The organism is Ferriphaselus amnicola, assembly GCF_000974685.2.
Classification (GTDB): Bacteria; Pseudomonadota; Gammaproteobacteria; order Burkholderiales; family Gallionellaceae; genus Ferriphaselus; species Ferriphaselus amnicola.
This window is the reverse complement of record NZ_AP018738.1, coordinates 1,324,077-1,344,638: the sequence shown is the minus strand read 5'-3', so window position 1 is coordinate 1,344,638 and position 20,562 is coordinate 1,324,077. Positions and strand designations below refer to the sequence as shown.

Sequence of the window (20,562 nt, the reverse complement as noted above, 5' to 3'; positions counted from 1 at the left end):
GAGGAAGTTATGGCTGACGAAATGGAGAAACGGCAATTGTCGAAAGGGCGGATGGTGCTTATCGGCTTTCTTGCTTTTGCCTTACTGCTGTTGTTGACAGAGCACCGGGCGCATGTTCTGGGCATGCTGCCCTATCTGATTTTGCTGGCGTGTCCGTTGATGCACTTCTTCATGCATCATGGGCATGGACAGAGCGGTGACGACCGGCACCAGCACAACCACACAGGAGACTCGAAATGAGCGATCAATCTTCGGCCTACGGCCTCTGGTCACTGGTTATCATCAACTCGCTGGTGTTCATCATATTTGCCTTCAGCTTCGCCAAGCCGCAAAGCAAGCGCGACTGGCGTTCGTTCGGCGCATTCTCTGGCTTTATTGTGGCGCTCTTCGTCGAGATGTACGGTTTCCCGCTAACCATATACCTGCTGTCGGGCTGGCTGCAGAGCCGTTATCCCGGCACCGATGTCTTTTCCCATGATGCAGGGCACCTGTGGCACACCCTGCTCGGTATGAAGGGTAATCCGCATTTCGACCTGCCACACATGTTGAGCATCGCATTCATCGGTGGGGGCTTCATCCTGCTGTCATCCGCATGGGGTGTACTTTATCGAGCGCAACGCACGCACCAGTTAGCGATAACCGGTCCTTATGCCAAGGTACGTCATCCCCAATATGATGCTTTCGTGCTCATTATGTTCGGTTTCCTGTTGCAGTGGCCGACACTGCTAACACTGCTAATGTTCCCTGTGTTGGTATGGATGTACGTGCGATTGGCGCGGCAGGAAGAGTGTGATGCGCTGGCGCAATTCGGCGGCGAATATCGACGCTATACCGAACAAACCCCTGCATTTTTTCCGCGCATGAGAGGATGAAATTGTCGCGTTTTAGCATCAATCAATGGAGCCATCAGAAATGTTAACCAAGGATACAGTTTGTGGAATGCAGGTCGAATCGGGCAAACACCAGATTGAATATCTCGGTCAGTCGTATTTTTTCTGTTCCAGCCAATGCCGTGAGAGATTCCTTGCGAATCCGCACTTGTATATTGGCATTCCGGGGCAGAAGGCCCCGAAGCAGGAAGGGATGTCAGTGATCAAGCAGAGAAAATTGCGGCTGGCCCAACCTTTGTCGCCAGATCATGCAAAGTTGTTGAACGAGTCATTGCAGTCCATGATGGGCATTCAGGCGGTGGGCATCGAAGGAAATAGCATACTGGTGACGTATGATCTGTTCCAAGCGACCGCTGAACAGATTGAGGAACGGTTGGCCGAGATCGGCGTACAGTTGGGCGAAGACTGGCCGGAGTGCTTGCGCCGGGCATTCGTGCACTATGAAGAGGAGTGCGAGGTAGGGAATCTGGAGGTGCGTGATGACGGATATGCTCATTGGCGTGACAGGTAAAAGGCGACCGGGATGGACATGGGACGCACAATTCCAGCCACAGCGCTGACGCCAAGCCGCTTTGTGGTTCTGCTTTCCGCCGCCACGGCGGTTTCCATGGCATATGGCGTTACCTTGCCTTTTCTGCCATTCATTCTGGAAAGGGTATTGCAACCGGGGCAGCTAGGTGCTGTCCCATGGCACACCGGTTTGTTGACAGCCTCATACACCTTGGCTTTGTTTCTTCTTTCGCCCCTGTGGGGCGTGTTGTCAGACCGGCTTAACCGGCGTGCTGTGATTTCGCTTGGGCTGATCGGCAGCGGTGCCAGTTTGGTTTTGCTCGATAATGTTTCGAACCTAACGATGCTATACGCATCACGGATGCTGGGAGGCATATTTGCAGCTGCGGTACTTCCCGCCGTACTGGCATATATCGCCGAAGCATGCACAGCATCTGAACGTCCAAGAAAGTTTGCAATTGTCGCTTCATTCACATCGCTTGGTTTCATGCTAGGTCCTATGGTTGGCGGGTGGCTTTCATCCATGATCCTGTCGCCTTCAGACGGCATGCGGGTGGTTGGTGTGCTAATGCCGGACTCGCCATTTTTTGTAATCGCCCTAGTAAGTATCTTGTGTGCATTGGGGACGGTACTGCTGTCCGTGTCGCATAACCAGCCTCGCATAGCCGCAGATGATGACGTAAGCCCCACAGATAAGAAACAGATTCGATTGGCGCTGTTGCTTACCGTCATAACGGTGTTTGGCGTAAGTACCGCCGAGGTGGGCATAACCCTTCTGGGTAAACAATCTTTATTACTTGATCCGAGCGCAATCAGCCAGTTTTTTGTGGTTTGTAGCCTTGTCATGATTACCGTCCAGATAGGGATTTTCCCGATGCTGATGCACAAATTCTCAATTCAGACCCTGCTTGTAATCGCTTTTGTTCTTGGTACGATCGGGCTGGGGGCGCTTCCCTATGCGAGATCCATACCAGCCATAGACGTACTGTTTGGCATGATCGCCGCCGGAACCGGCATTCTCGTCCCGATTCTGTCCAGTGTGATCTCTGCGGCAGCGGGGCAAGGGCAGGGTAAGGCGTTTGGTCAACAGGCATCTGCTGCAAATTTAGGGCAGGCTATTGCTGCAGCCTCAACGGGTGCACTTTTTTTTGCTCAGCCTGGCACGCCATTTTTAATCGCTGCCTCAATGCTGGCAGCAAGTGCTGCGATTGTTTTGCGGTGGGAAATATCCTAAGTGAAAAAGTATTGCTATTATCCTGACGGCTTGCAAAAATCTGAATAGTGACGGGTACAGTGTGCATCAATCTTTACCAACTTAGAACTTATCTATGTGGGGTTCATTGTTCTGTGGACAAGTGTCCAATCACCACATCCTTCCGCGCACTTCCGGCACTGGAGCCGAAGTAGTAGCCAAGCACCAATCCAAGCGCCATATCCAGCGTGCCCATTGAGCGCAGCACGATCTCGCGCATTTCTTGCGGTACGATGTGCGACAGGATGTACCACTGCACAGACAAATACCCAATGACAACCACGGCGGCGAGGATACGCGGCGTCCAAGTGTCGCCGGTCTTGATTTCCCGGTCGCGCGCATTGGCACGATCCTCGGCAGCGATCTTGGCCAGATCGACACCGATGGCTGCCATGTCCTTCTCGAACTGCTGATCGGCCTGCTTGATGGCGAGCAGGTCGGCAGGTGTCGCTTTGGCAATTGCCTCGGACACTTGCTGCTCGGTCGCGTCGGGCATGCCGAACGCCTGACCGATTGCACGTATCGCGATACCGGCCAACCCAAGTTCGGGTGCCAGTGCCTTTGCCAGACTCGGTGCGATCGTGTTCACCGCTTTTTTCCAATCAAAATCTCCCATGCTCATCTCCTCATGCCATCATCGTTTTGCCAGCCTTGAAATCCGCCAGTGTCAGCCCACCCGTGTACTGGAAGTGAGCCATCTCGCGGAAGGTAGTCCACCTCCCAGCCCATTCCAGCCCACAGACTTCGCCGATCTCCCCGAGCCGCTGCCACACGGCACGGTCAGCGCCGGTGGTGCCCCAGACAGGTTTGCCGCAACGCAGCGGCAGTACATCGAAAGCGCAGCGCCAGTTGTGCCAACTGTCTCCGGCACGAGCATTGGTCACCACCTTGCCGGGGGCCGTCCTGCCGCGCGCGTAGATCGCGTTCTGCGCATCGAAGTCACGGTAGGTGCTGGTGGCGATCACCGTGATGCCCTGCGTCCGCAATTCCGGATCGGCAGCGCACGCGGCAAAGAAGGCTTCCGCCCGTTTGCGAGCAGCTGGAGCCAGTGCATTCAAATCCCTACTGTCGATCATTTCTTCCTCGCTTCCAGAGTGGTGACACGGCGGTCCATGTCATGCATCATTTGATTGACCAGTGCCGCATCGCGCATGGCGTCATTTCGGGTATAGCGCTCGTCGCGCATCTCCTTCACCTGACCGGACAGGTTGTCCAACTTGCTCGACACGCTGGACAGCCACCAGATGCCGGTAGCGGTCTGGGTGACAATGGCCACGATCAGCGCCAGCGGGATTTCCTTGCCGACATGCCAGTGCTCGCGTTCACCAGTGGTGTTCGGATTCATTTGCTTTCTCCCTTCGGATATTTGGTTTTGATGGCGGCGCATGCCGAGATGTACGCTGCTTCCTGTGCCAGCCCAGCTTCGCGGACGACGGGATCGCTGGATGCCTTTTTCACCTGCGCATCGATGTAGTCCTGCATCGGCGGATACTCGGCGACGCGCTTGTCCCGATAGGCGATGGCATCCTGCTCGGCTTGCCAGACGGCAGTTTCGGCTTCGATGGAGTTAAGATCGGGAGTCGGATCGTGCTCATGCAGCCAGACCAGTTGCACGCCGTTCCCATCATGGAAATCCACCAGGTGGTAATCGACATCCAGCTTGTATTGCGGGAAGGCTCGCGCCATCCCGTGTGCGTTGATGTTTGCCATGTTTTGCTCCTTAACCCATGTAGACCATCTCAAGCTGGCAGCCGCCAACGCCCCAGCTATCACCCCAGAAATCTGCGTTCATCGCCACGTTCGGGTTTCCCCATAGCGCCACCGTCGTGCCCGCCGCGAGATAGCGTGTCGTCTGGCCCGATACGCTGATCTTGAGACCAGCTGCCGCAGCCCATGAGTAGCCGCAGCCAAAGTAGTGCGCGACCGCGCCGTTGAGTGCTAGTGCCACATTGAAGGCGTTGTAGGCCGCAGTCGGATTGATTGCCGTCAGTACGGCAGAGATTTCGTATTGACCGCTTTGCAGGACAGTGAAGAGGCCAGTCGCCGCGTTGTGCGAGATGAAGGCGCTGCCATTGGTGTTCACCAGCGCGGTGTTGAGGATGATCTGGCTCCATGCCGCTGCCGTCATGGTCTGCACCGCACCTGACCGGTACGCCGCATACGTGCCGCGCTTGGGCGAGGTGCCCTGCGTGTCCGAGATGAACTCGCAGTTCGTTCCGTTGCAGTAGAGCATCGAAATCTCACCCTGCGAGATCGTCTGGCCGGTGCCGAGTGCGGTTTTGACGGTCAGGGTGAATGCCCCGGAGGTGAGGTTTTCCACGGCGAATGGGGGCATGTTGTTCGGCACCACCAATATCTGGTTAGCCGTCAGTGTGCCGTTCACCTCGAAGCTCGCCGCTTCACCTTCGGCCTCGGTCAGCGTGTAGGTGCCACCGGTGAGCGTCTTGACCACATTGCCGCCGATGCCGCTCATGGCTGCGATCGGTACCCAGACGGTATTGGCGGCATCGCGCATTTTGAGCAGCCCGGTCAAGGTATCCGCCCAGAACTGGTAGGGACTGGGTGTGCCGGGCGGTGTGGCTCCGGAGAAACAGGTCTTGAGCGTATCCAGCGCGTTGTTGACGGAGGCGAGCACCTGCGCGCCCGTGCCGTCGGCAATGACGAGAGAGTTTTGAGACATGGGAACTCCTAATAGCCCTTGGCGAGCCAGTTGATGTTGCGAGCCACACCGACACCGGCATTGGTGATCTGCACCGTGAAGCCAGTCGTCGTGGGTTGAGCCGGGAACGCGATGACGTCTCCAGCCACGGGGTTGAGGATGGTGATCTGCACGTTGGGAACGATCTGGAACGGTGTGGCGAATACGACCGCCTTGCCCGCAGCGGGGACGGCAAGCGCCGTGCCGGTATCCACCCGGTCGGGCATATCGACCGAGAAGGTCATGCCAGTCAGGATGGTGGATACCGTCGGATCAGCCGAGATCAGCTTGACCCTGAAGCGGAAACGCCTGGCGATGTATTGCCCCGGCACGAACGGTCGCCAGCCTTGCCAAACGAGGTTGTTCTGGGCGGTATCGATCTCGATCGCCAGGCTCGACTTGCCCGAGAAATTACCCTGCACGCTCGCCTGCGCCGAGAACACCGGGATCGTCGACACCAGCGCAAACGGCGTATCGGATGCGGCTTGCACACCAACGGATACGTTGCAGGCTTGTGCCGTACCGATGTCGATCTCGTGCGATACCGGGATCTGGTAATAACCGCCCGTAGCAATCCCGCCGTAATACTCGACCGTGTTGGCAGCAGAGATCAGCGGAATGGCCGAGAACAGCGCCGATCCACCCAGTTTGACGGCTTGCTCGACCGGGTCGCGGAAGGCTGGCGTGGTGCAGGTGCCAGCCCAGCCGGTCGCTGCCTCATTCCAACTGGCCACCACATTCGCGGGCAGGATCGCACCGCCGATGGTGATGTCCACCGGGGTGGCCGAATAGGCCGTCACCCCTTGTGCATTGCTGTAGTGCGCCGCAACCCAATAGGTACCGTTTTGCGCGATGACGAATTCGGTCAGTGGCGTGCGTCCCAGCACGATGGCGGTCTGCCAGTTCGTGCCACGGCGAATCTCGTAATCCACCGTCCGGAAATCTGTCACCAGTTGCCACGACAGCAAGGTTTGTCCGTTGCGATAGGCATTGGACAATCCCGTCACGTTCGGTAGCGGCGACTTCAACGCTGCACCGGTCACGTTCCAGGTGATCGGCTGCACTGTATCCAGCGTCTGCTTGGCTCCCCCATAGAGGTTGAACGACAACAGCTTGAGGTAGACCGGCGTGCCAATCATGTCGGCAGTGAACGGATACTTGAAGACTGCCTTGTCCAGTCGCGCAAACAGACTGCCCTTGTTGTGCGCACCGATGGTCGTGCCATACGCCCCGCGCCGCAGATAGGTGCCGAGGGTGTATTTACCCACCCCGGTCAGCGTGGCCGACTGGAACGCCAGCAATTCGCCATCGACGTAGCAGAGCGTGTTGAGCGCATCGGCATTGGCCTGCGTGCCGCCGGTCAATTGCCCGCCGGAAATGGAAATATCCACCGCCAGACTGTGCAGCGTATCGGGATCACCGCCGGTGGCCATGGCCGCAGTCAACACGCCGTGGCGTGCTTTGCCATGCATCTCGCCCACGCGCTGGTAGGTGGCATTGTCGCGCGACACCCACACCTCATAGCCACCCCAGTTGGCACCACCCGAGGTGGCGATCCAGATTTCCAGACCGCTGCCAGCGGTGAGCAGGTCGGGCGCTTCGAAGATCACCGGCGCATTGGCGTTGCCCGGCGCTGCGTTGTAGTCGATCTGGAATCCGGTGCCACCCTGCGTGACGTATTTGGCTGCACCCGCCACACCGATCGGCAGTTCCTCGGCGATGACGGACAGCAAGCCTTCGGCATCTTCCTCGATGCTGACGATGCGCACTGGCTCGCGGTCGAGTCCCAGCGCGCTGTCGGTCAGGGTCACGATGTCCATCGGTTCCAGCAGCGCGTATTTCCACGGCAGGCGGAACTCGTAATGGTTGCGGACATACAGCCCGCGCTGCAGCATCAACTGCGCGACATGCCGTGCCACGGCGAGCGTGCAGATCTCCGGTATCTTGACCGGATTGTTCGGACGCAGGCCGTAGGCTTCGATGTTGGCCTGATCCTTGGCCTCCGCGATCTCCGGGTTGTAGTTGTTGGCCCGGCTGGAAAACTCCACCTGCATCCGGTTGAACGCATCCGATTGCGGCGTGCGCGTAACGATCACCGGATCGGAACCGGTGTCGCCGATGAAGTCGTCGTCCGTCAGGTCGTAGAGCGGAGTGAGGCTGGGCGTGAAGGTCACGCCATTGCCGGTCACCACCTCGTCGCCATAGGGGATGAATTTCAGCACGCCGTCGGAGAAGATCACCGTCGAGTTGCAGGCCTTGAGCCACTGCGTGATCCATTCGGCGGCGGATTTCTGTGCATCGACCACTGGCGACAGGAAGATGCCGTTGGCCACGCAGTAGTTGGAGAACTGCGACATGCTGCCGAGCTTCCCCGCCGGAAACAGCGCACCGTAGCTGTCGTTGGTCAGGAAATCCGCAATGAAACTGGCCGGATTGGCATCGACGATGGCAGCGGAATAACGCAGCTTGCCCGCCATTTCGTAGGACAGGTTGGGCAGATTGGCGCTGTTGCCGAGATCGAAGTTGCTGGAGCAGACATAGGCCAGGTTGGGGTAATTCAAATCCTGCCCGGCAAAGCTGGTGGTCAGGAATCCCCATGCCGCCTGACCCGGTGCACCGACGTATTGCGTCAGACGCGCCTGCGCCAGGGTCATCACGTTCTTGCCCTGCCAGATACGCTGGATGCCTGCGACCTGACCTTCGCACAGGCCGATCATCAGTCCCGTGGTGTAGGTATAGGTCGTGTTGCTGCTGGTACCGCCACCGCCGCCCTTGCCACCGGCGCTTTGCGTGGTGGTGTGCGCGATCGGCGTGAAATTACCGTACCAGATCAGGTTGCCGGAGATGCGGTTCTGACCATAGAGGATGGGGATGGGATAGCCGAAGGCCGAGGTCTGGAAGCGGATTGCACCGAGGCGTGTTTCGCTGGTGGCAATGTTCTGTCCGCCACCGCCAAATAATCCGCCCATGTTTATTCCTTGATTCGATAAAGCCTGACTGGCCGACCGGCCAGTTCTTCCTCATCCGCGCTGCCGATTACGACGCGGCCTGCCGGACGCCACGCATGGATGATGGCGGGCCAGTCGGTCACGATTGCCCCGTGGGAGAACGTCCGCCCATACCGCCAGATCGCGATGTCGCCGGGCAAGGGAGACGCCACGACAGCGCAGTAGTGCTCCAGCCAGAGCAGGAAGCGTTCTTCCTCCCGGTGCAGCATCCAGTCCATCGGGTAGTCGCCGGTATCGAACGGGTCGATCAGGCCCGCCTCGGCATACACCCCGATCAGCAACTGTGCACAGTCGACACCGGCCCCTTTGACGCGCGCCCTGTGGTGATAGGGCGTGTTGAGCCAGCCCTGTGCTGCCTCGATCACGCGGGCGCGCTGTGCGTCAGTCATGCTCATCACATCGATGTCTCGGGAACGGGGATGTATGGAAACCCCCGGAAGCGTGTCTTGTTGGCGAACTTGCCGGTGCAGGTGGCTTGTGACTTGTCACAGCCGGGCCATGCGGTGAAGGTGTCGCCGTTAGCGGGGACGTTCGGCCACGGTTGGGAGAACAAAAATGCCCCTGACGTAAAATCCCGCACCGTGCGCGTGATGCCGTTGTTGGCACCCGAGGTGAACGTCACTGTCCCCAGATCGAACCAGTTGGCCGCGTGCATCAGCGCTGACGGGAACCAGGTCCGATTGGCTCCCCCGGTTACCGAGCCGTTGACGGCATAGGCAGCGCGGCTGATGCCGCAGCCAGTGTCGTACAGGGTGTACAGACAGCCTGGCGTGTACAGGTTGCGCGGCATCCTGACGTTGAGTAGTTCCAGATCGGACTTGATCTTGATGCGCGCTTCGGTGCGGCTGACCTGGACTTCCGCCACCCGGCCATTGAACAGCGTGAGCGTTTCGGCAACGGTGCTGCCGAGGTTCATCCAGCCACGTTCGAGTTTCAGCGAGGCACCATCCAGCACACCGCGCTCGACCTGAGCTAAAAACGGCAGACCGTTCAGGAGATCGGCGGTCGAGGCAAAGATGGAAATATCCAGTGTGTCGACCTCCAGCCCTGCGATCCAGCGCACCCGGCTGCGCTTGAACTTGAGCGAGGCGCTGGCATAGACGTTGCCGCCTGCGGTCAGGTCCAGATCGAAGTCCGTGTAGCGCAGCACCTGGCCACCGATCAGCGTCAGCGTGTACAGGTCGGCCATGACATACGCATTGCCTGCGCCATTGAGCATGGCGAGCAGTGCGGGTGTGGCGGTTTTCATATCAGATGCGATTGGGGGTGAGGGAGCCGATGAACTCGACTTTCTTGGCTTCCCATAGGGAGTTCATGAACTCGTTCAATTCCATCGTGTCCTGCAGGAAGCGGCAGCGGTAGTAATAGTTGCCGGTCCAGGTCAGGGCGGCAGCATTGATGGGTGCGACGCTGAACGTCACCAGTCCTGTGGCACTGATGGTGTAGCCGGTCGCCTGTAGCACGCCATTGATATAGATCGAGGGTGCGCCGTTCAATTGGCCCACGGCTTCCAGATTGCCGCCGTAGCTGCGGACCAACTGGAATGCGGTCTGCACGCCATTGCCCGTGCCAAAGCTGTGCGCGGTGACACTGTTGTCGTTCGGATCGCGGTACAGGAACGAGTCGAACGAGCCGCGCACGTTGTTGTAGAACGCGACCAGTTGCTGCAATTCCTGATAGGCCGTGGCTTCGCGCAATACCTCATACTGCAGGCGGAAGGTGTAGAGCGGAGCCGACATCCATGCCGATCTGAACTCCTTGCCCGATACCGCTTTCTGGATACGGGTGGCCCACTGGGGCGAGCGCGCAACATTCCACGCCAGCCCCGGCAGGGTTGGAAATACCATATTGCTCATGGTCGGTCAGATCGTTTTGAAGTTTCTGGCCTGCGCGCGCAGGGAATCGGCAATCACGCTGCCGTTGTCCATCAGGAAGCGCTTCACGCCCTGCGTGTCGAAGGTCGAGAGTTGGATGTTGATCGGCTGCTGGCCACCGTTCGCCGACAAGCCACGAATGGTGTCGGCATGCTCAGCAGGCAGCACCATCTCGCGCTCGTGCAACTGCGTCATCGGGTTGAGTCCTGCCGGAATGTCGAAGCCACCGGCAGCGGACGCGATCGTATTCTTGGCTCCCAGCACCATCGCCATCACCGCCGCAAAGGCGGCAGCGGCCATCGCCCAACCTGCGAACGGAATCGAGGCCTGCGACGAGGCGGCACCCGCTGCAGCACTGGCTGCCTTGGCACCTACCTCGACGTTGGCCGTACTCACCGCGATCGACTTGGTGGCCGTGGCCGCCGAGGTTTCCAGCGTGGTGCGCATGGAGGTACCGGTGGTGGTCGCGAGCGTTTTGGCGGCCTCGTTGGCCAGCCACTGTGCGACCATCTTCACGCCCATATTCACGAACTCCATCACGATCGACTGCGCCATGTTGCGCATGGCCTGGTTGAAGGTGAGCGTGCCCTGAATCATCGCGGTGACGCTTTTTTCGAAGGCATTGGTGAAGGGCTGGAACATCTGCAACGCTTCATTCCGTTGCGCCTGCGCCAGAGCGGTCGTCGAGCGCTGCATTTCCAGATCGTGTTGCTGTTTGATCTGGGCGATGCGGTCCATGGCCTGCTGATAGGCGATGGGTTCTGCTTCCACCAGTGCGGCACGGTCTTCGGCAGCTTTGAGTTCGATCTGGTATTTGCGATTCTCCAGATCGCGCAGGGCGTTGATCTCCTCGATCGCCGAGATGTCGCCCAGTTGCTTCGACAGATTCAGACGCTCGCGCTCCATGGACAGCAGATGCAGATTCGCATTGCGTGCCGAATCCGCGCGCATCTGGGTGAGACGTTCTTCTTCCTTGGCACGCTCGAGCGCGGCACGACGCACCTCGTCCACCGCCTTGCGATACTCGCGGCTCTCCAGCCCGTACTGCTCGCCGATGCGGGTCGTGGCTTGCATGGCAACCTGAATCCGCTCGATGGAACCGGCGCGGGTGGCCTCGATCTGTCGCTTCATTTCTTCCTGCTGGCTTTGTGCTTCTTCCTTCCTTACAGCCAGCGAGGCATCCAGCATCTTGCGCTCGACCGCGATGCGTTCCTCTTTGGAGAGGTTGCGGGTTTGCAGAATGGCCTGCCAGTAGGCGCGCTCTTCGGTTTTGGAGAACTCGAAAAAGGTGTGATTGACCTCGTTCTCGCGGTCGCGTGCCTGCTTGAGTTCCATCAGTTGCGCTTCATACTCGGCAACGTGCGACTTGGGCTTCTGGCCGGACTCGGATTTGCCGCTGGACGTATTGCCGCCAGTCTTCGCTTCGGTGGGCGTGACCGGTTTGGGATCGGCATAGGCGCGGGTGACCGCGTTGTCGATGTCCTGCCGGGCTTTTTGGGCCGCATCGGTCATGCGCTTCATATTGCGCTCGACGGCTTCGGCGGCAGCGGTCGAGCCATCAAACCATGCCTGTTTGACGCCTTCCCAATCCAGTCGGAAGGCCGCCGACGCAATCTGGGCGAATTGCTTGATGCCGATCACTACCAGTTCAACAGCCAAGGCGATGGCAGCGAACGATTCCTCGAATCCGGTGCGCAGGGTGATGACGGCGATCTCGACGACCGCGCACATGTTCTTGAACAACTGCATGCCGGAAATCGAGGGACTGCCATCGCCCAGTGCGCCTTTGACGGCATCGACCACGACAGAGAACACATCGGACACCGCAGTCCAAGCCGCCTTGACCGCATCGCCGATGCTGGCCGATAGGCTGAGCCAGCTTTGCATCACGGTGCGCATGACTTCTACCGCCTGCGGCCCGACATTGGCAAACCAGTTCGCCATCTCGGTCAGCTTGGGCAGCATGGCATCCCCGATCGTCTTGCGCACGGCGGATACCACATCACCGACGTCGTTCATCGCGGCGCGGTAGCGGGCGGTGGCTTCGACGTTTTCTGCGCCGACCATCAGGCCCAGCTCGCGCGCCTTGGCGCGGGAGGCTTCCATCAAGTCGGTGTTGAGCTTCAGGATGCCGGACACTTCGCCCCAGGCTTTGCCGTACACCTTCATGCCTTCGATATTGCGGTCAGTACCTTCGCGGAATCCGAGCAGGCGCTGGTTGACCTCCAGCATGATGTCCAGGCTGTTGCGGTAGTGGCCGTTCTGGTCGCGGGTGGCGACACCCAACTCCTTGAACGCGCCCTCGTTGCCGATCAACTGCTTGGTCAGCGCCTTGTTGGCGGCCAGCATGGTGTCCGACGACTGGTAGATGTCGCCCAGCGCCACATTCAGCACGGATGCCTCGGTCGCAGAAATGCCGAGGGACTTGCCCAGCGCATTGGCTTCCTTGGTCATGTTGACTGTTTCCTCGACCGCACTCTTGAAGGCAGCGCCTCCGGCGAGTGCAGTCGTGACGGCGGCAATCGCCACATTCACCTTGCCGAACGCCGCCGTGACACCGCCCATGCCGGACTGGATGCCTTCCTGCATGCTGGCCACCGAACGCTGGATGTCACCCATCGTCTTGTTGACCTCGGCGCGCGCGGCACCCAGATCGGCAGACAGACGGGCGATATTCGCCGCCATCTCGATTTCGAGTGTGCCGATGGTGGTGGACATGAGAGTTCTCTAGCTGAGGGTGCCGCCAGCGGCGGTGAAGAGTTGCACGAATTCCTGCAGGTCGTCGTCGGTGTTGGCCGCTTCCGGCTTGGCTTGGGTGGTGTTACGAATGACCGGTTTGATGCCCAGATAGCTCTGCACCATGAGGTGCAGCGGCGGATGCCTGTCCCAGTAGCGGCTCATCGCGGCAAACCGGATCAGGTCCATTTCCCGGTCGATGGTGTCCCACGACCAGCCGGTGCACATGGCGATATGGGCGGTCAGTTCGTCCCAGTCGATGGGCTCACTGCCGCCGGAGCTTCCCCCGGTGCACGATCCTCGAAGCCGCTGGCATTCATGACCGCCGAGAAGGCGATACCGATGTTGGCGATGTCGAGCAGTTTGCCAAGTTCCGCCTCGGTCAGTTCCGGATAGTTGCGCTGCAATGCCTGCAGGATGATGGAGCCCATGACATCGAAGTCGGGCGTCCATGTACCTTGCTGAATTTGTGCGAACTCCACCTTGAATTGCTTGAAGGTGGCCCAGTTGACGGGAGGAGCGACGAACTCGCGTCCGGACAGGGTGATGGTTTTTCCGTTGATCATGATTAATCCGCCACAGAGAAGATGCCAAGGGAGCCGGTGGTATCCGCCATCGCCGTGAAATCCAGTTCCGGGATGGTGTAGTCCTCCAGCTTGGTTGCCAGCGCCAGTTTCGACGAGGTGCAGGCGTTGAGTTTCAGGGTATTGGTCTTGCCGCCGACCTGGGCGGTGAACACGCCCATGAAGGTCGGGGTGTTGCCCATCAGCGCATTGCCCAGCGTGATCTTGCTGCCGCCGGTGGTGGCGTTGTACAGATAGTCGATCAGCACCTGCTTGGTGTTGTCGGCGGTGTTGAAGGTGTACACGCCGGTACCCGATACGCTGTACTGACCGGCAGCGGGGGCGCTCGCTACCTTGGTGAGCGGCAAGCCGGTTGCGGCATACACCACGCCCAGATCGGTGTCGAAGTTGGCGGCATTGGCAACCGTGACGGTAGCCGTGGTGACCGTGCCGACTTCGTTGACTGCCGACAGGAGCAGGCCGGTGGCCGACGTGCCACTAAAAAATAGGTCATTCAACGCGCGCCCGGAAAGCTCGGCGAACTTCGCCTTGCCGGTCAGCTTGCCCGAGCCGCGCCGCACATCCAGCGGAAACTGGTTCTGCCCGCGCAGTTCCTTCAGCGTGAAGGAGAAGTCGAACGATACGTCCTGCAATTTGCCGAGCTTGATCGGCGTGGAGTTGGCATTGGTGTTGATCCCGTACAGGAATCCGCTGCCGAAGGTCAGACTCATGATGTCTCCTCAGTTAAACGATGGGGGTAGTAGTTGCGGGTTGCAGGCGCGACTTGAGGTCGTCGCAGGCTTCCCGCAGCCGGTTGTAGTTCTCGGTTTCGCGCAGCAGCGGCAGGCTTGCCAGCAAGTCGGCAAACCAGATTTCAATTTCTGCGGACGAGTCGATCGGTGCCGCAGGCGCTGCGGCAGGGGCAGTTTTGGCCATGGGGTTACTCCGGTTAGCGCAGGTAGCGCAAAATGAAATCGATGGGTTTGGTGTAAATGTCGACCAGCGGGTCGTAGCTGTCAGGGCCTGAGATGTCGGCCAGATTCGCCATGACCGACACGCCGCCGATCACGCCGGACTGCACATGACAGGCGGCGCGCACGGCATCCCGCAACGCGACAGCTTCTTCTGCCGTGCGTGCCAGACAATTGACCTGGATGCGCGCGGTGGAAAGTTCGCTGCCCATGCCCGGAAAGGCAGGCTGGTCATGCCGGTTGCTGATCAGTTCAAACACCACAGCAGGCAGCGGATCGGCTTCCGGTCGTGCATCCAGATAGATGCGCTGACCGGCAATCTGCACAACCGGTGCGGCGGATTCCAGCAGGGTCTTGATGACGGTTTCGGCTTTCATTTGAGTTTGGCGATCTCATCTGGCAGCCGGTTGCGCGCATAGTCGGCCATGGTTTCCACGGCATCCTGCGCCTTGGCATCCAGCGCCGGGCGCATGAAAGGCTTCTTCTTTGCACCGGGATGCTGGACGGCCTCGCGCGGATCGCCGCCGACTGACAGGCTCTTGCGGTTCTTCGGCTTGATCAGGTGGCGTGCAGTGCCAAACTCGACCATGCCCGCATAGAACACCTCGTTCTTGCCGCCTGCCTTGATGGTGGCCGTGACGCGGCCCTTCGAGGACTTGGCCGACACACGGATCGAGTCGCGCAGTGCGCCGGGTTGTTCACCCTTGCGCAGGCTGCCGGACACACCGCCCACGGGGCACAGGCGCTTCGCCTCGTTGGCGATGACTCGGGCACCGGCACGCACGCCGCCCCGGACCACATTGGCCTCGATGCGTGCAGGCAACTCGTCGAGCAGCTTCTGCAACTCGGCCAGCCCCTTGATTGGGATATCACTCATCGATTTCCAGGCAGTACAGTTCAAGGGTTTCGTGGCGTTCGATACGGCGCAGCCACTCGATGCGCAGCTTGATGCCGTTGGCGAGCAACACGCGATGGTCGGCTTTGACGTCAGCCCGATAACGGATGGTCGCGACGCGGGTGGCGGCACTGCCCACCGCCTTGGCATTGAAGATTTCGCGACCGGACAGATCGCGCACTTCGGCCCAGACCGTGGCTAGATTGCTCCACACTTCCTGATGTCCGCCGAGCGCACCGCGTGCAGCGGTCTTTTGCTGCAAGGTGATGCGACGGTCGAGGCGGCCTGCCGATACACGGGTAGTCATACTGTCACCACACGATAGGGATCAAGCAGCCCATCAACAAACGGCAGCGGGTCGATGCGTCCGGCAGGCAACACGCTGAACTCCTCGCGGTGCTGATACAGGGAGCCGACGCGCATCAGCATCCAGCGCTTGATGCCGGAAGGCACCTGATCGGCGCTGGCATAGCCCGCATCGAATAGCACTTCGACGCTGCCGATCTGCGGCAGTACCGGTGGCCAGACCTTGCCGAAGGCAGGGGTGATGCGCGCAGGTTCGGAACTGAGATCGGCAACATAGTCGGCAGCAGGCATTTCCTGCCAGACGCTGCTCATATCGCGGTAGCGAATGGAGATGATCTGCTGCACCGGCGATTTGTGAATCAGGATAGCGTGTCCCGGCAAAGAAAATCCCACACCAATCGGCACACCCATCAGCGACGGCCCCGGAAAACAATCCAGCACCAGTTTCCAGCGCGCGGGCATCAGTTGCCGGGCCGTGACTGTCTCGGCATGCAGGCGTGCCGCCGAGATCAGTGCGCCGATCAAGGGGTCATCCTCGACGGCATCGACCCGCAGATGCAGCTTGGCTTCGTCCAGCGTGACCGGTTCAGCCGCAGGCTGGTTGACGATCACAAGCGGCATGGTCAGGCAGCCGTAGCATCAGCAGGCGGGCCGGCGGTATCCGTCACAACCTGATCGGCGGCAGGTGCGGTTTCGTCGGCCACCTCTATTGCTTCGGCGATACCTGCCGCCACGAGACGTTCGGTTTCCTCGGAGGGCTCGTAATGCTCGCCCGCGCGGTACTTGGGATAGCTGTTGCCGCCACCATCGACGGCGTTGAAGCTCTGCGAGAGCAGAATGCGTTTGGCCATGATTGACTCCTTAAACGATCTGCGCGACAGCAGCTTGGTTGAAGGCAGAAGCATCGGCAAAGCGCGGGTTGAATCCGATCACCTGCGCGGCCACAAGGCTGGCGGCGACACCAACCGTGATCGACAGGCGAACGAAGCCGTAGCCGTTGGCGCTGTCCAGATCTTCCGGGCGCAGGTTGATCAGCGCCTGCTTGGCCGAGCCACCACCAACTTGCGTAATCTGGGTGATGGCGCGACCGGTGACATCCTTGACGCCGGTGCCTGCAGCATCGAGCGCTTGCTGGAATTTGGCGTCCAGCGTGGCACTGGCACCGAGCGCACCGGTTTCGATCAGTGCCAGAATTGCATGGAAGTTGCCGACCGGAATCCAGCCGGTGGCGACAGTACCTGCCGCCTGACTGACCGGATCGAGCGAGGCCAGAATGGATACGAGTTCACTGCATTTTGCGTTTGGGAGCATGGTGGAATCCTCAAAAAATAAAGGCGGGGTTGTCCCCGCCTTGGTTGGTTAGCGTGCGGCCAGCTGGATGAACGGCGACAGCTTGCTGCTGCCCTTGGCCGGGTCGATCGCGTTGGCGATCTTGGACTGGCCGTCCATGCGGAAGGTGGTGCGGAACGCGGTGAGGTCGGCATCGAAATACAGATGCATCGAGGTCGCGGTCTGCAGGCCACCGGCCTTGGTGATGGACTGGTAGTACGACAGATCCACCAGCAGCACATCGCCTTGGCTGGAGAACGTGTTGGCGTGCTGCGACACGATCACCGGACGGCCCAGCAGGGTGCCGTAGGGCGAGACCTGAATGCCGCCCACCGTCAATCCATTCGGCAGGTAGATCGGGTAGTTGCCCAGACTCAGGGTGAACAGCGCAGGCAGCACATCGTTGTTGATGATCCATACCGCATTGGCAAAACTGCCGGGCGGCAGGCGGGCAATCATCTTGGCCAGATTCTGCGGTTGCAGGGTTTGTGTGGCTTGGCCAGATTCCTTGGCGACCGTCACCACGGCGTTGCCGGTCATGCAGCCGACCGGGATACCGTTGCCTGCGCCGAACAGGATGGACTCGTTGGTTTTCCAGCGAATCGAGGTGGCGATCTTGTCCGGCAGATAGCTGGTCAGCGCATTGGCATCATCCAGCAGCTCGTCGGTGGTCGGCACCAGCGCCATCAACTTCTTCAGTCGCAGCGAGGCCAGACCGAGCACCGGCTTGGTGGCGTTGGCGGCAGCGGCTTCACCTTGCCAGTAGGCGCGGATGCCGTTGGTGCCCCATGGGGTGGTTTCGTCCTTGGGGAAAGCCATGGTGTTGCCGGTAATCTCGACGTTGTCGGTCAGCGGCAGTAGGGAATCCTCGCCCAGACTGAGGCGGAAGATTTCGCGCGAGAATTCGGGCGGCACGAGGAAGCCACCATCCTGACCGGCGGACTCGTTGCCGAAACTGGTGGGAGCGGCAGCACCGATCATCAGGCGATCATCAATGCCCTTGCCGGGCTGTTGCGCCTGATAGACCGCCTGCATGAAATCACCAATGGCATTGAAGCCATGCTTGGGATCGTCCGCGCGGTTGTCGGTCAGGACAATGCCGAGCGCCTGGCTGGCAGACAGGCGCGCTTCCTCGGCGATCAGTGCGGCTTCGCGGTCGATTGCGCCGGAGGCGGCGTCGATCTTGGTACGCAAGGCATCGAAGGCGGCGACCTCGGCATCGGTCATGTCACGGGATTCGCTTGCCGCCAGATCGGTAAGTTGACGGGCTTCTTTGACGAGTGCCGCCTTCTTCGACTGCAACTCACGTAGTTGTTTGCTCATGTTTCGGTTCTCCAAATGAAAAAACCGCCACGAGGGCGGTTTGGGGTTGCGGTACGACAGGGGGACTACAGGATTTCGAGTTCTCGCCGGGCGAGTGCCAGACGGTTGGCTTTAGGTTTCGACGCTTTCAGATCGCGCTGCATTTTTCTTACGACATCGCTGAAAGTGGCGACGCCATCGACCATGTTCTGTGCAAGTGCTGCATCGGCACCCAGCACACGGCCTTCGCCCATGCCGCTGCGCACCTGCGAGATTGGTACATTGCGACCTTTGGCGACGGCCTTGGTGAAGGCGGCGTAGTAATCATCCACACGGGATTGCATGAACGACTGTGCATCGGAATCCAGCGGCGCATAGGGATTGCCTTCGACCTTGTACTTGCCTGCTGAAATCAGCGTAGGCTTCACGCCGTCACGCGCGAGCGCTTCCGAATAGTCGAAGTGCGCTTGCCACACGCCGATGCTGCCGACTTCGCCGCCGGGCGTGACATACATCTCCGAACAGGATGCGCCGATCCAGTACGCGGCAGAAGCCGCGAGACTGTTGGCGATGGCAACCACTGGTTTCTGGGAGCGAGCCGCGATGATCTCGTCAGCCAGTTCGGCCACGCCATAGACGCTGCCGCCGGGACTGTCGATGTCGATCAGGATGCCGCCCACGGCGGGATCGGCAATCGCTTCGCGCAAAGCCGAGGCAAACCGCTGAGTGCTGACACTGCCCGGACCGGACACATCGTCGACCTGGTTGCCGCGCTGGGTGACCACACCGTAGAGCGGCAGCACGGCGATGCCGTTGCCAGACGAGCCTGCCAGTTGCTCGCGGCGAGCCGATCGGGCGGCCTTGTCGGCTTCGATCTGCTGCATGGTTTCGGCGGAAGCCATATCCCCGCGCGACCAGCGGGTGAGCACGGCAGCCACGGCATTTAGCCGTTCCGGCATCATGGCCCAAGGGGTCGCCAGAAACTCGGCGATCAGGAGTTCACGTTTCATCTTCGGGTTCTTTCGGTTCTGGAGTGGGAGGTTCTTCTGCCGGTTCGTCACAGGCTTCCTCTGCATCCGATTCTTCGGTCATGTTGAGCGGACGTAGCGGCTCATCGAGTCCTTCGAGCGGGTTCAGGTTTTCTGCGAGGCGCGCTTCGTTGCGTGTCAGCCAGCCGTTCTGGATGCCGCTCTGGTAGTAACCGGCGCGGCTCGCTGCATCACCGCGCATCAGGTTGGCAAAGTCGAACTCGACTTCCAGCCCGTCGTCATTCGGCAGCAGTTCCGCTTCGATGCTGGCCTCCCAGCGCTCGGCCCATGGCGTCATGGTGTGCATGACGAACTCCAGACTCTGCTGCTCGATGTTCGAGAAGGTCGCCCGATCCAGATCGCCGATCATGTGCGGCGGCACCCGGAACAACCGCGCGATGTCGGTGATCTGGAATTTGCGCAGTTCGAGGAACTGGGCGTCCCGGTTGGTGACGCCGACCTCGTGGAATTTCATGCCGTTTTCGAGGACCAGCACCTTGCCGCGATTGGCACCTGACTGTGCCTGCTGGTACGACTCGCGGAACACCTTCTTGGCTTCGGCATCCTTGAACGAGCCGGGAAACTCGATCCAGCCGCCAGTCGGTTTCGCATCGTTGGCGAAAAATCGCGCCCCATAATCCTGCGCTGCCAGTGCCATGCCGACACTTTCGCGGGCGATCTCGATCGGACTCATGCCGAGCAGGCCATCCGAGGAAAGACCACGCAGATGCCAGACCTCGCCGCGCGGCAGCACCGTTTCGCGGCCATCACGGTCGGTAATCCGGTAGCGGAATTCGCCACTGGGCAACAACTCGATGCGGATGCGATCCGGATGGATCGGCACCAGTTCGGTGATCTCGCCCGAGGCGTTGCTGACGATGCGGTTATACGCATTGCCGCGCAGTGCCAAGTGCCCCTGCATCATCTCGCGCCACTCGAACGGATTCTGAAACCGGTTTGGACGGCGGGCAAACAAGCGATACAGCCAGTGGTTGGTTACCCGCACCTTGCCGCCGGATGCATCCGTGCGGTACAGCACGAAGGGGAGTGATGCCATGGTTTCCGACAGGGTGCGCACGCAGGCATAGACTGCTGTGAGGCGCATCGCTGAGTCCGCCGACACCCGCATGCCGGTGCCTGCCCTCATACCCACCGGCTCAAACCAGAAGTCACCCCATGGGCTGCGGTCGGAACTGGAGG

At 60.0% G+C, this 20,562-nt stretch carries 27 protein-coding genes and 1 pseudogene; 5 read left to right on the top strand and 23 right to left on the bottom strand.

The window, feature by feature from the left end; genetic code table 11:
* Positions 1-9 precede the first annotated feature (9 nt).
* The 5 genes and pseudogenes from OYT1_RS06670 (at position 10) to OYT1_RS06655 (ending at position 2,634) form a co-directional block, all read left to right on the top strand.
* Positions 10-240, top strand: coding sequence for a DUF2933 domain-containing protein (locus OYT1_RS06670; RefSeq protein ID WP_081908816.1), 231 nt, complete (start codon positions 10-12; stop codon positions 238-240).
* Positions 237-872, top strand: coding sequence for a methyltransferase family protein (locus OYT1_RS06665; protein ID WP_035383981.1), 636 nt, complete (start codon positions 237-239; stop codon positions 870-872). Before OYT1_RS06670 ends, OYT1_RS06665 begins: the two co-directional genes overlap by 4 nt.
* Positions 873-897: 25 nt before the next feature.
* Positions 898-987, top strand: a pseudogene (locus tag OYT1_RS13990) (hypothetical protein); the annotation flags it as partial.
* A 96-nt stretch (positions 988-1,083) separates the two neighbouring features.
* Positions 1,084-1,401 (top strand): hypothetical protein, encoded by a 318-nt coding sequence (locus tag OYT1_RS06660; RefSeq protein WP_232013261.1) that lies wholly within the window; start codon positions 1,084-1,086, stop codon positions 1,399-1,401.
* 12 nt (positions 1,402-1,413) lie between these two features.
* Positions 1,414-2,634 carry an MFS transporter gene (locus tag OYT1_RS06655; protein WP_035383979.1) on the top strand — a complete coding sequence of 407 codons (1,221 nt, stop codon included), beginning with the start codon at positions 1,414-1,416 and terminating at the stop codon, positions 2,632-2,634.
* 103 nt (positions 2,635-2,737) lie between these two features.
* Here OYT1_RS06655 and OYT1_RS06650 read toward each other — a convergent pair whose 3' ends face one another.
* From OYT1_RS06650 to OYT1_RS06540, 23 genes are all read right to left on the bottom strand, one after another.
* The gene (locus OYT1_RS06650; protein ID WP_051937930.1) at positions 2,738-3,268 is read right to left on the bottom strand and encodes a hypothetical protein; all 531 of its coding nucleotides are present in this window, start codon (positions 3,266-3,268) and stop codon (positions 2,738-2,740) included.
* Between the two features lie 10 nt (positions 3,269-3,278).
* A complete protein-coding gene (locus tag OYT1_RS06645; RefSeq protein WP_051937928.1) occupies positions 3,279-3,728 on the bottom strand; it encodes a M15 family metallopeptidase in 450 nt (149 codons plus the stop codon).
* Positions 3,725-3,997, bottom strand: coding sequence for a hypothetical protein (locus OYT1_RS06640; protein WP_035383978.1), 273 nt, complete (start codon positions 3,995-3,997; stop codon positions 3,725-3,727). Before OYT1_RS06640 ends, OYT1_RS06645 begins: the two co-directional genes overlap by 4 nt.
* On the bottom strand, positions 3,994-4,362 hold the full coding sequence (locus OYT1_RS06635; RefSeq protein ID WP_035383977.1) for a hypothetical protein: 369 nt from the start codon (positions 4,360-4,362) through the stop codon (positions 3,994-3,996). The genes OYT1_RS06640 and OYT1_RS06635 overlap by 4 nt, the downstream gene beginning before the upstream one ends.
* A 10-nt stretch (positions 4,363-4,372) precedes the next feature.
* Positions 4,373-5,332, bottom strand: coding sequence for a hypothetical protein (locus OYT1_RS06630; RefSeq protein ID WP_035383976.1), 960 nt, complete (start codon positions 5,330-5,332; stop codon positions 4,373-4,375).
* Between the two features lie 8 nt (positions 5,333-5,340).
* Positions 5,341-8,319 carry a phage tail protein gene (locus OYT1_RS06625; protein ID WP_051937926.1) on the bottom strand — a complete coding sequence of 993 codons (2,979 nt, stop codon included), beginning with the start codon at positions 8,317-8,319 and terminating at the stop codon, positions 5,341-5,343.
* Between the two features lie 2 nt (positions 8,320-8,321).
* Complete coding sequence (locus OYT1_RS06620; RefSeq protein WP_035384060.1) at positions 8,322-8,747, bottom strand: C40 family peptidase; 426 nt, start codon at positions 8,745-8,747, stop codon at positions 8,322-8,324.
* Positions 8,748-8,752: 5 nt separating this feature from the next.
* Positions 8,753-9,607 (bottom strand): DUF2163 domain-containing protein, encoded by an 855-nt coding sequence (locus OYT1_RS06615; protein ID WP_035383975.1) that lies wholly within the window; start codon positions 9,605-9,607, stop codon positions 8,753-8,755.
* 1 nt (position 9,608) lies between these two features.
* On the bottom strand, positions 9,609-10,214 hold the full coding sequence (locus OYT1_RS06610; protein WP_035383974.1) for a DUF2460 domain-containing protein: 606 nt from the start codon (positions 10,212-10,214) through the stop codon (positions 9,609-9,611).
* A gap of 6 nt (positions 10,215-10,220) precedes the next feature.
* Positions 10,221-12,950, bottom strand: coding sequence for a hypothetical protein (locus OYT1_RS06605; protein ID WP_035383973.1), 2,730 nt, complete (start codon positions 12,948-12,950; stop codon positions 10,221-10,223).
* Between the two features lie 9 nt (positions 12,951-12,959).
* Positions 12,960-13,196: a hypothetical protein gene (locus OYT1_RS06600; RefSeq protein WP_051937922.1), complete on the bottom strand. Its 237-nt coding sequence runs from the start codon at positions 13,194-13,196 to the stop codon at positions 12,960-12,962.
* Between the two features lie 14 nt (positions 13,197-13,210).
* Complete coding sequence (locus OYT1_RS06595; protein ID WP_051937919.1) at positions 13,211-13,534, bottom strand: hypothetical protein; 324 nt, start codon at positions 13,532-13,534, stop codon at positions 13,211-13,213.
* Positions 13,535-13,536: 2 nt separating this feature from the next.
* Positions 13,537-14,262 carry a hypothetical protein gene (locus OYT1_RS06590; protein ID WP_035383971.1) on the bottom strand — a complete coding sequence of 242 codons (726 nt, stop codon included), beginning with the start codon at positions 14,260-14,262 and terminating at the stop codon, positions 13,537-13,539.
* Positions 14,263-14,275: 13 nt separating this feature from the next.
* Complete coding sequence (locus tag OYT1_RS06585) at positions 14,276-14,467, bottom strand: hypothetical protein (RefSeq protein ID WP_035383970.1); 192 nt, start codon at positions 14,465-14,467, stop codon at positions 14,276-14,278.
* 13 nt (positions 14,468-14,480) lie between these two features.
* Entirely contained in the window at positions 14,481-14,879 is a 399-nt protein-coding gene (gene gp17, locus OYT1_RS06580; RefSeq protein ID WP_062627155.1) for a tail completion protein gp17, read from the bottom strand.
* A complete protein-coding gene (locus OYT1_RS06575) occupies positions 14,876-15,379 on the bottom strand; it encodes an HK97-gp10 family putative phage morphogenesis protein (RefSeq protein ID WP_062627154.1) in 504 nt (167 codons plus the stop codon). Before OYT1_RS06575 ends, gp17 begins: the two co-directional genes overlap by 4 nt.
* Positions 15,372-15,704, bottom strand: coding sequence for a phage head closure protein (locus OYT1_RS06570; protein WP_062627153.1), 333 nt, complete (start codon positions 15,702-15,704; stop codon positions 15,372-15,374). Before OYT1_RS06570 ends, OYT1_RS06575 begins: the two co-directional genes overlap by 8 nt.
* A complete protein-coding gene (locus OYT1_RS06565) occupies positions 15,701-16,324 on the bottom strand; it encodes a head-tail connector protein (protein WP_062627152.1) in 624 nt (207 codons plus the stop codon). Before OYT1_RS06565 ends, OYT1_RS06570 begins: the two co-directional genes overlap by 4 nt.
* Positions 16,325-16,326: 2 nt before the next feature.
* A complete protein-coding gene (locus OYT1_RS06560; RefSeq protein WP_035383967.1) occupies positions 16,327-16,554 on the bottom strand; it encodes a hypothetical protein in 228 nt (75 codons plus the stop codon).
* A gap of 10 nt (positions 16,555-16,564) precedes the next feature.
* Positions 16,565-17,014 (bottom strand): hypothetical protein, encoded by a 450-nt coding sequence (locus OYT1_RS06555; protein WP_035383966.1) that lies wholly within the window; start codon positions 17,012-17,014, stop codon positions 16,565-16,567.
* A gap of 48 nt (positions 17,015-17,062) precedes the next feature.
* Positions 17,063-18,355, bottom strand: a complete 1,293-nt coding sequence (locus OYT1_RS06550; RefSeq protein ID WP_035383965.1) for a phage major capsid protein — start codon at positions 18,353-18,355, stop codon at positions 17,063-17,065.
* A 65-nt stretch (positions 18,356-18,420) separates the two neighbouring features.
* On the bottom strand, positions 18,421-19,344 hold the full coding sequence (locus OYT1_RS06545) for a S49 family peptidase (protein WP_035383964.1): 924 nt from the start codon (positions 19,342-19,344) through the stop codon (positions 18,421-18,423).
* Positions 19,334-20,509, bottom strand: coding sequence for a phage portal protein (locus OYT1_RS06540; RefSeq protein ID WP_051937912.1), 1,176 nt, complete (start codon positions 20,507-20,509; stop codon positions 19,334-19,336). The genes OYT1_RS06545 and OYT1_RS06540 overlap by 11 nt, the downstream gene beginning before the upstream one ends.
* Positions 20,510-20,562 lie beyond the last annotated feature (53 nt).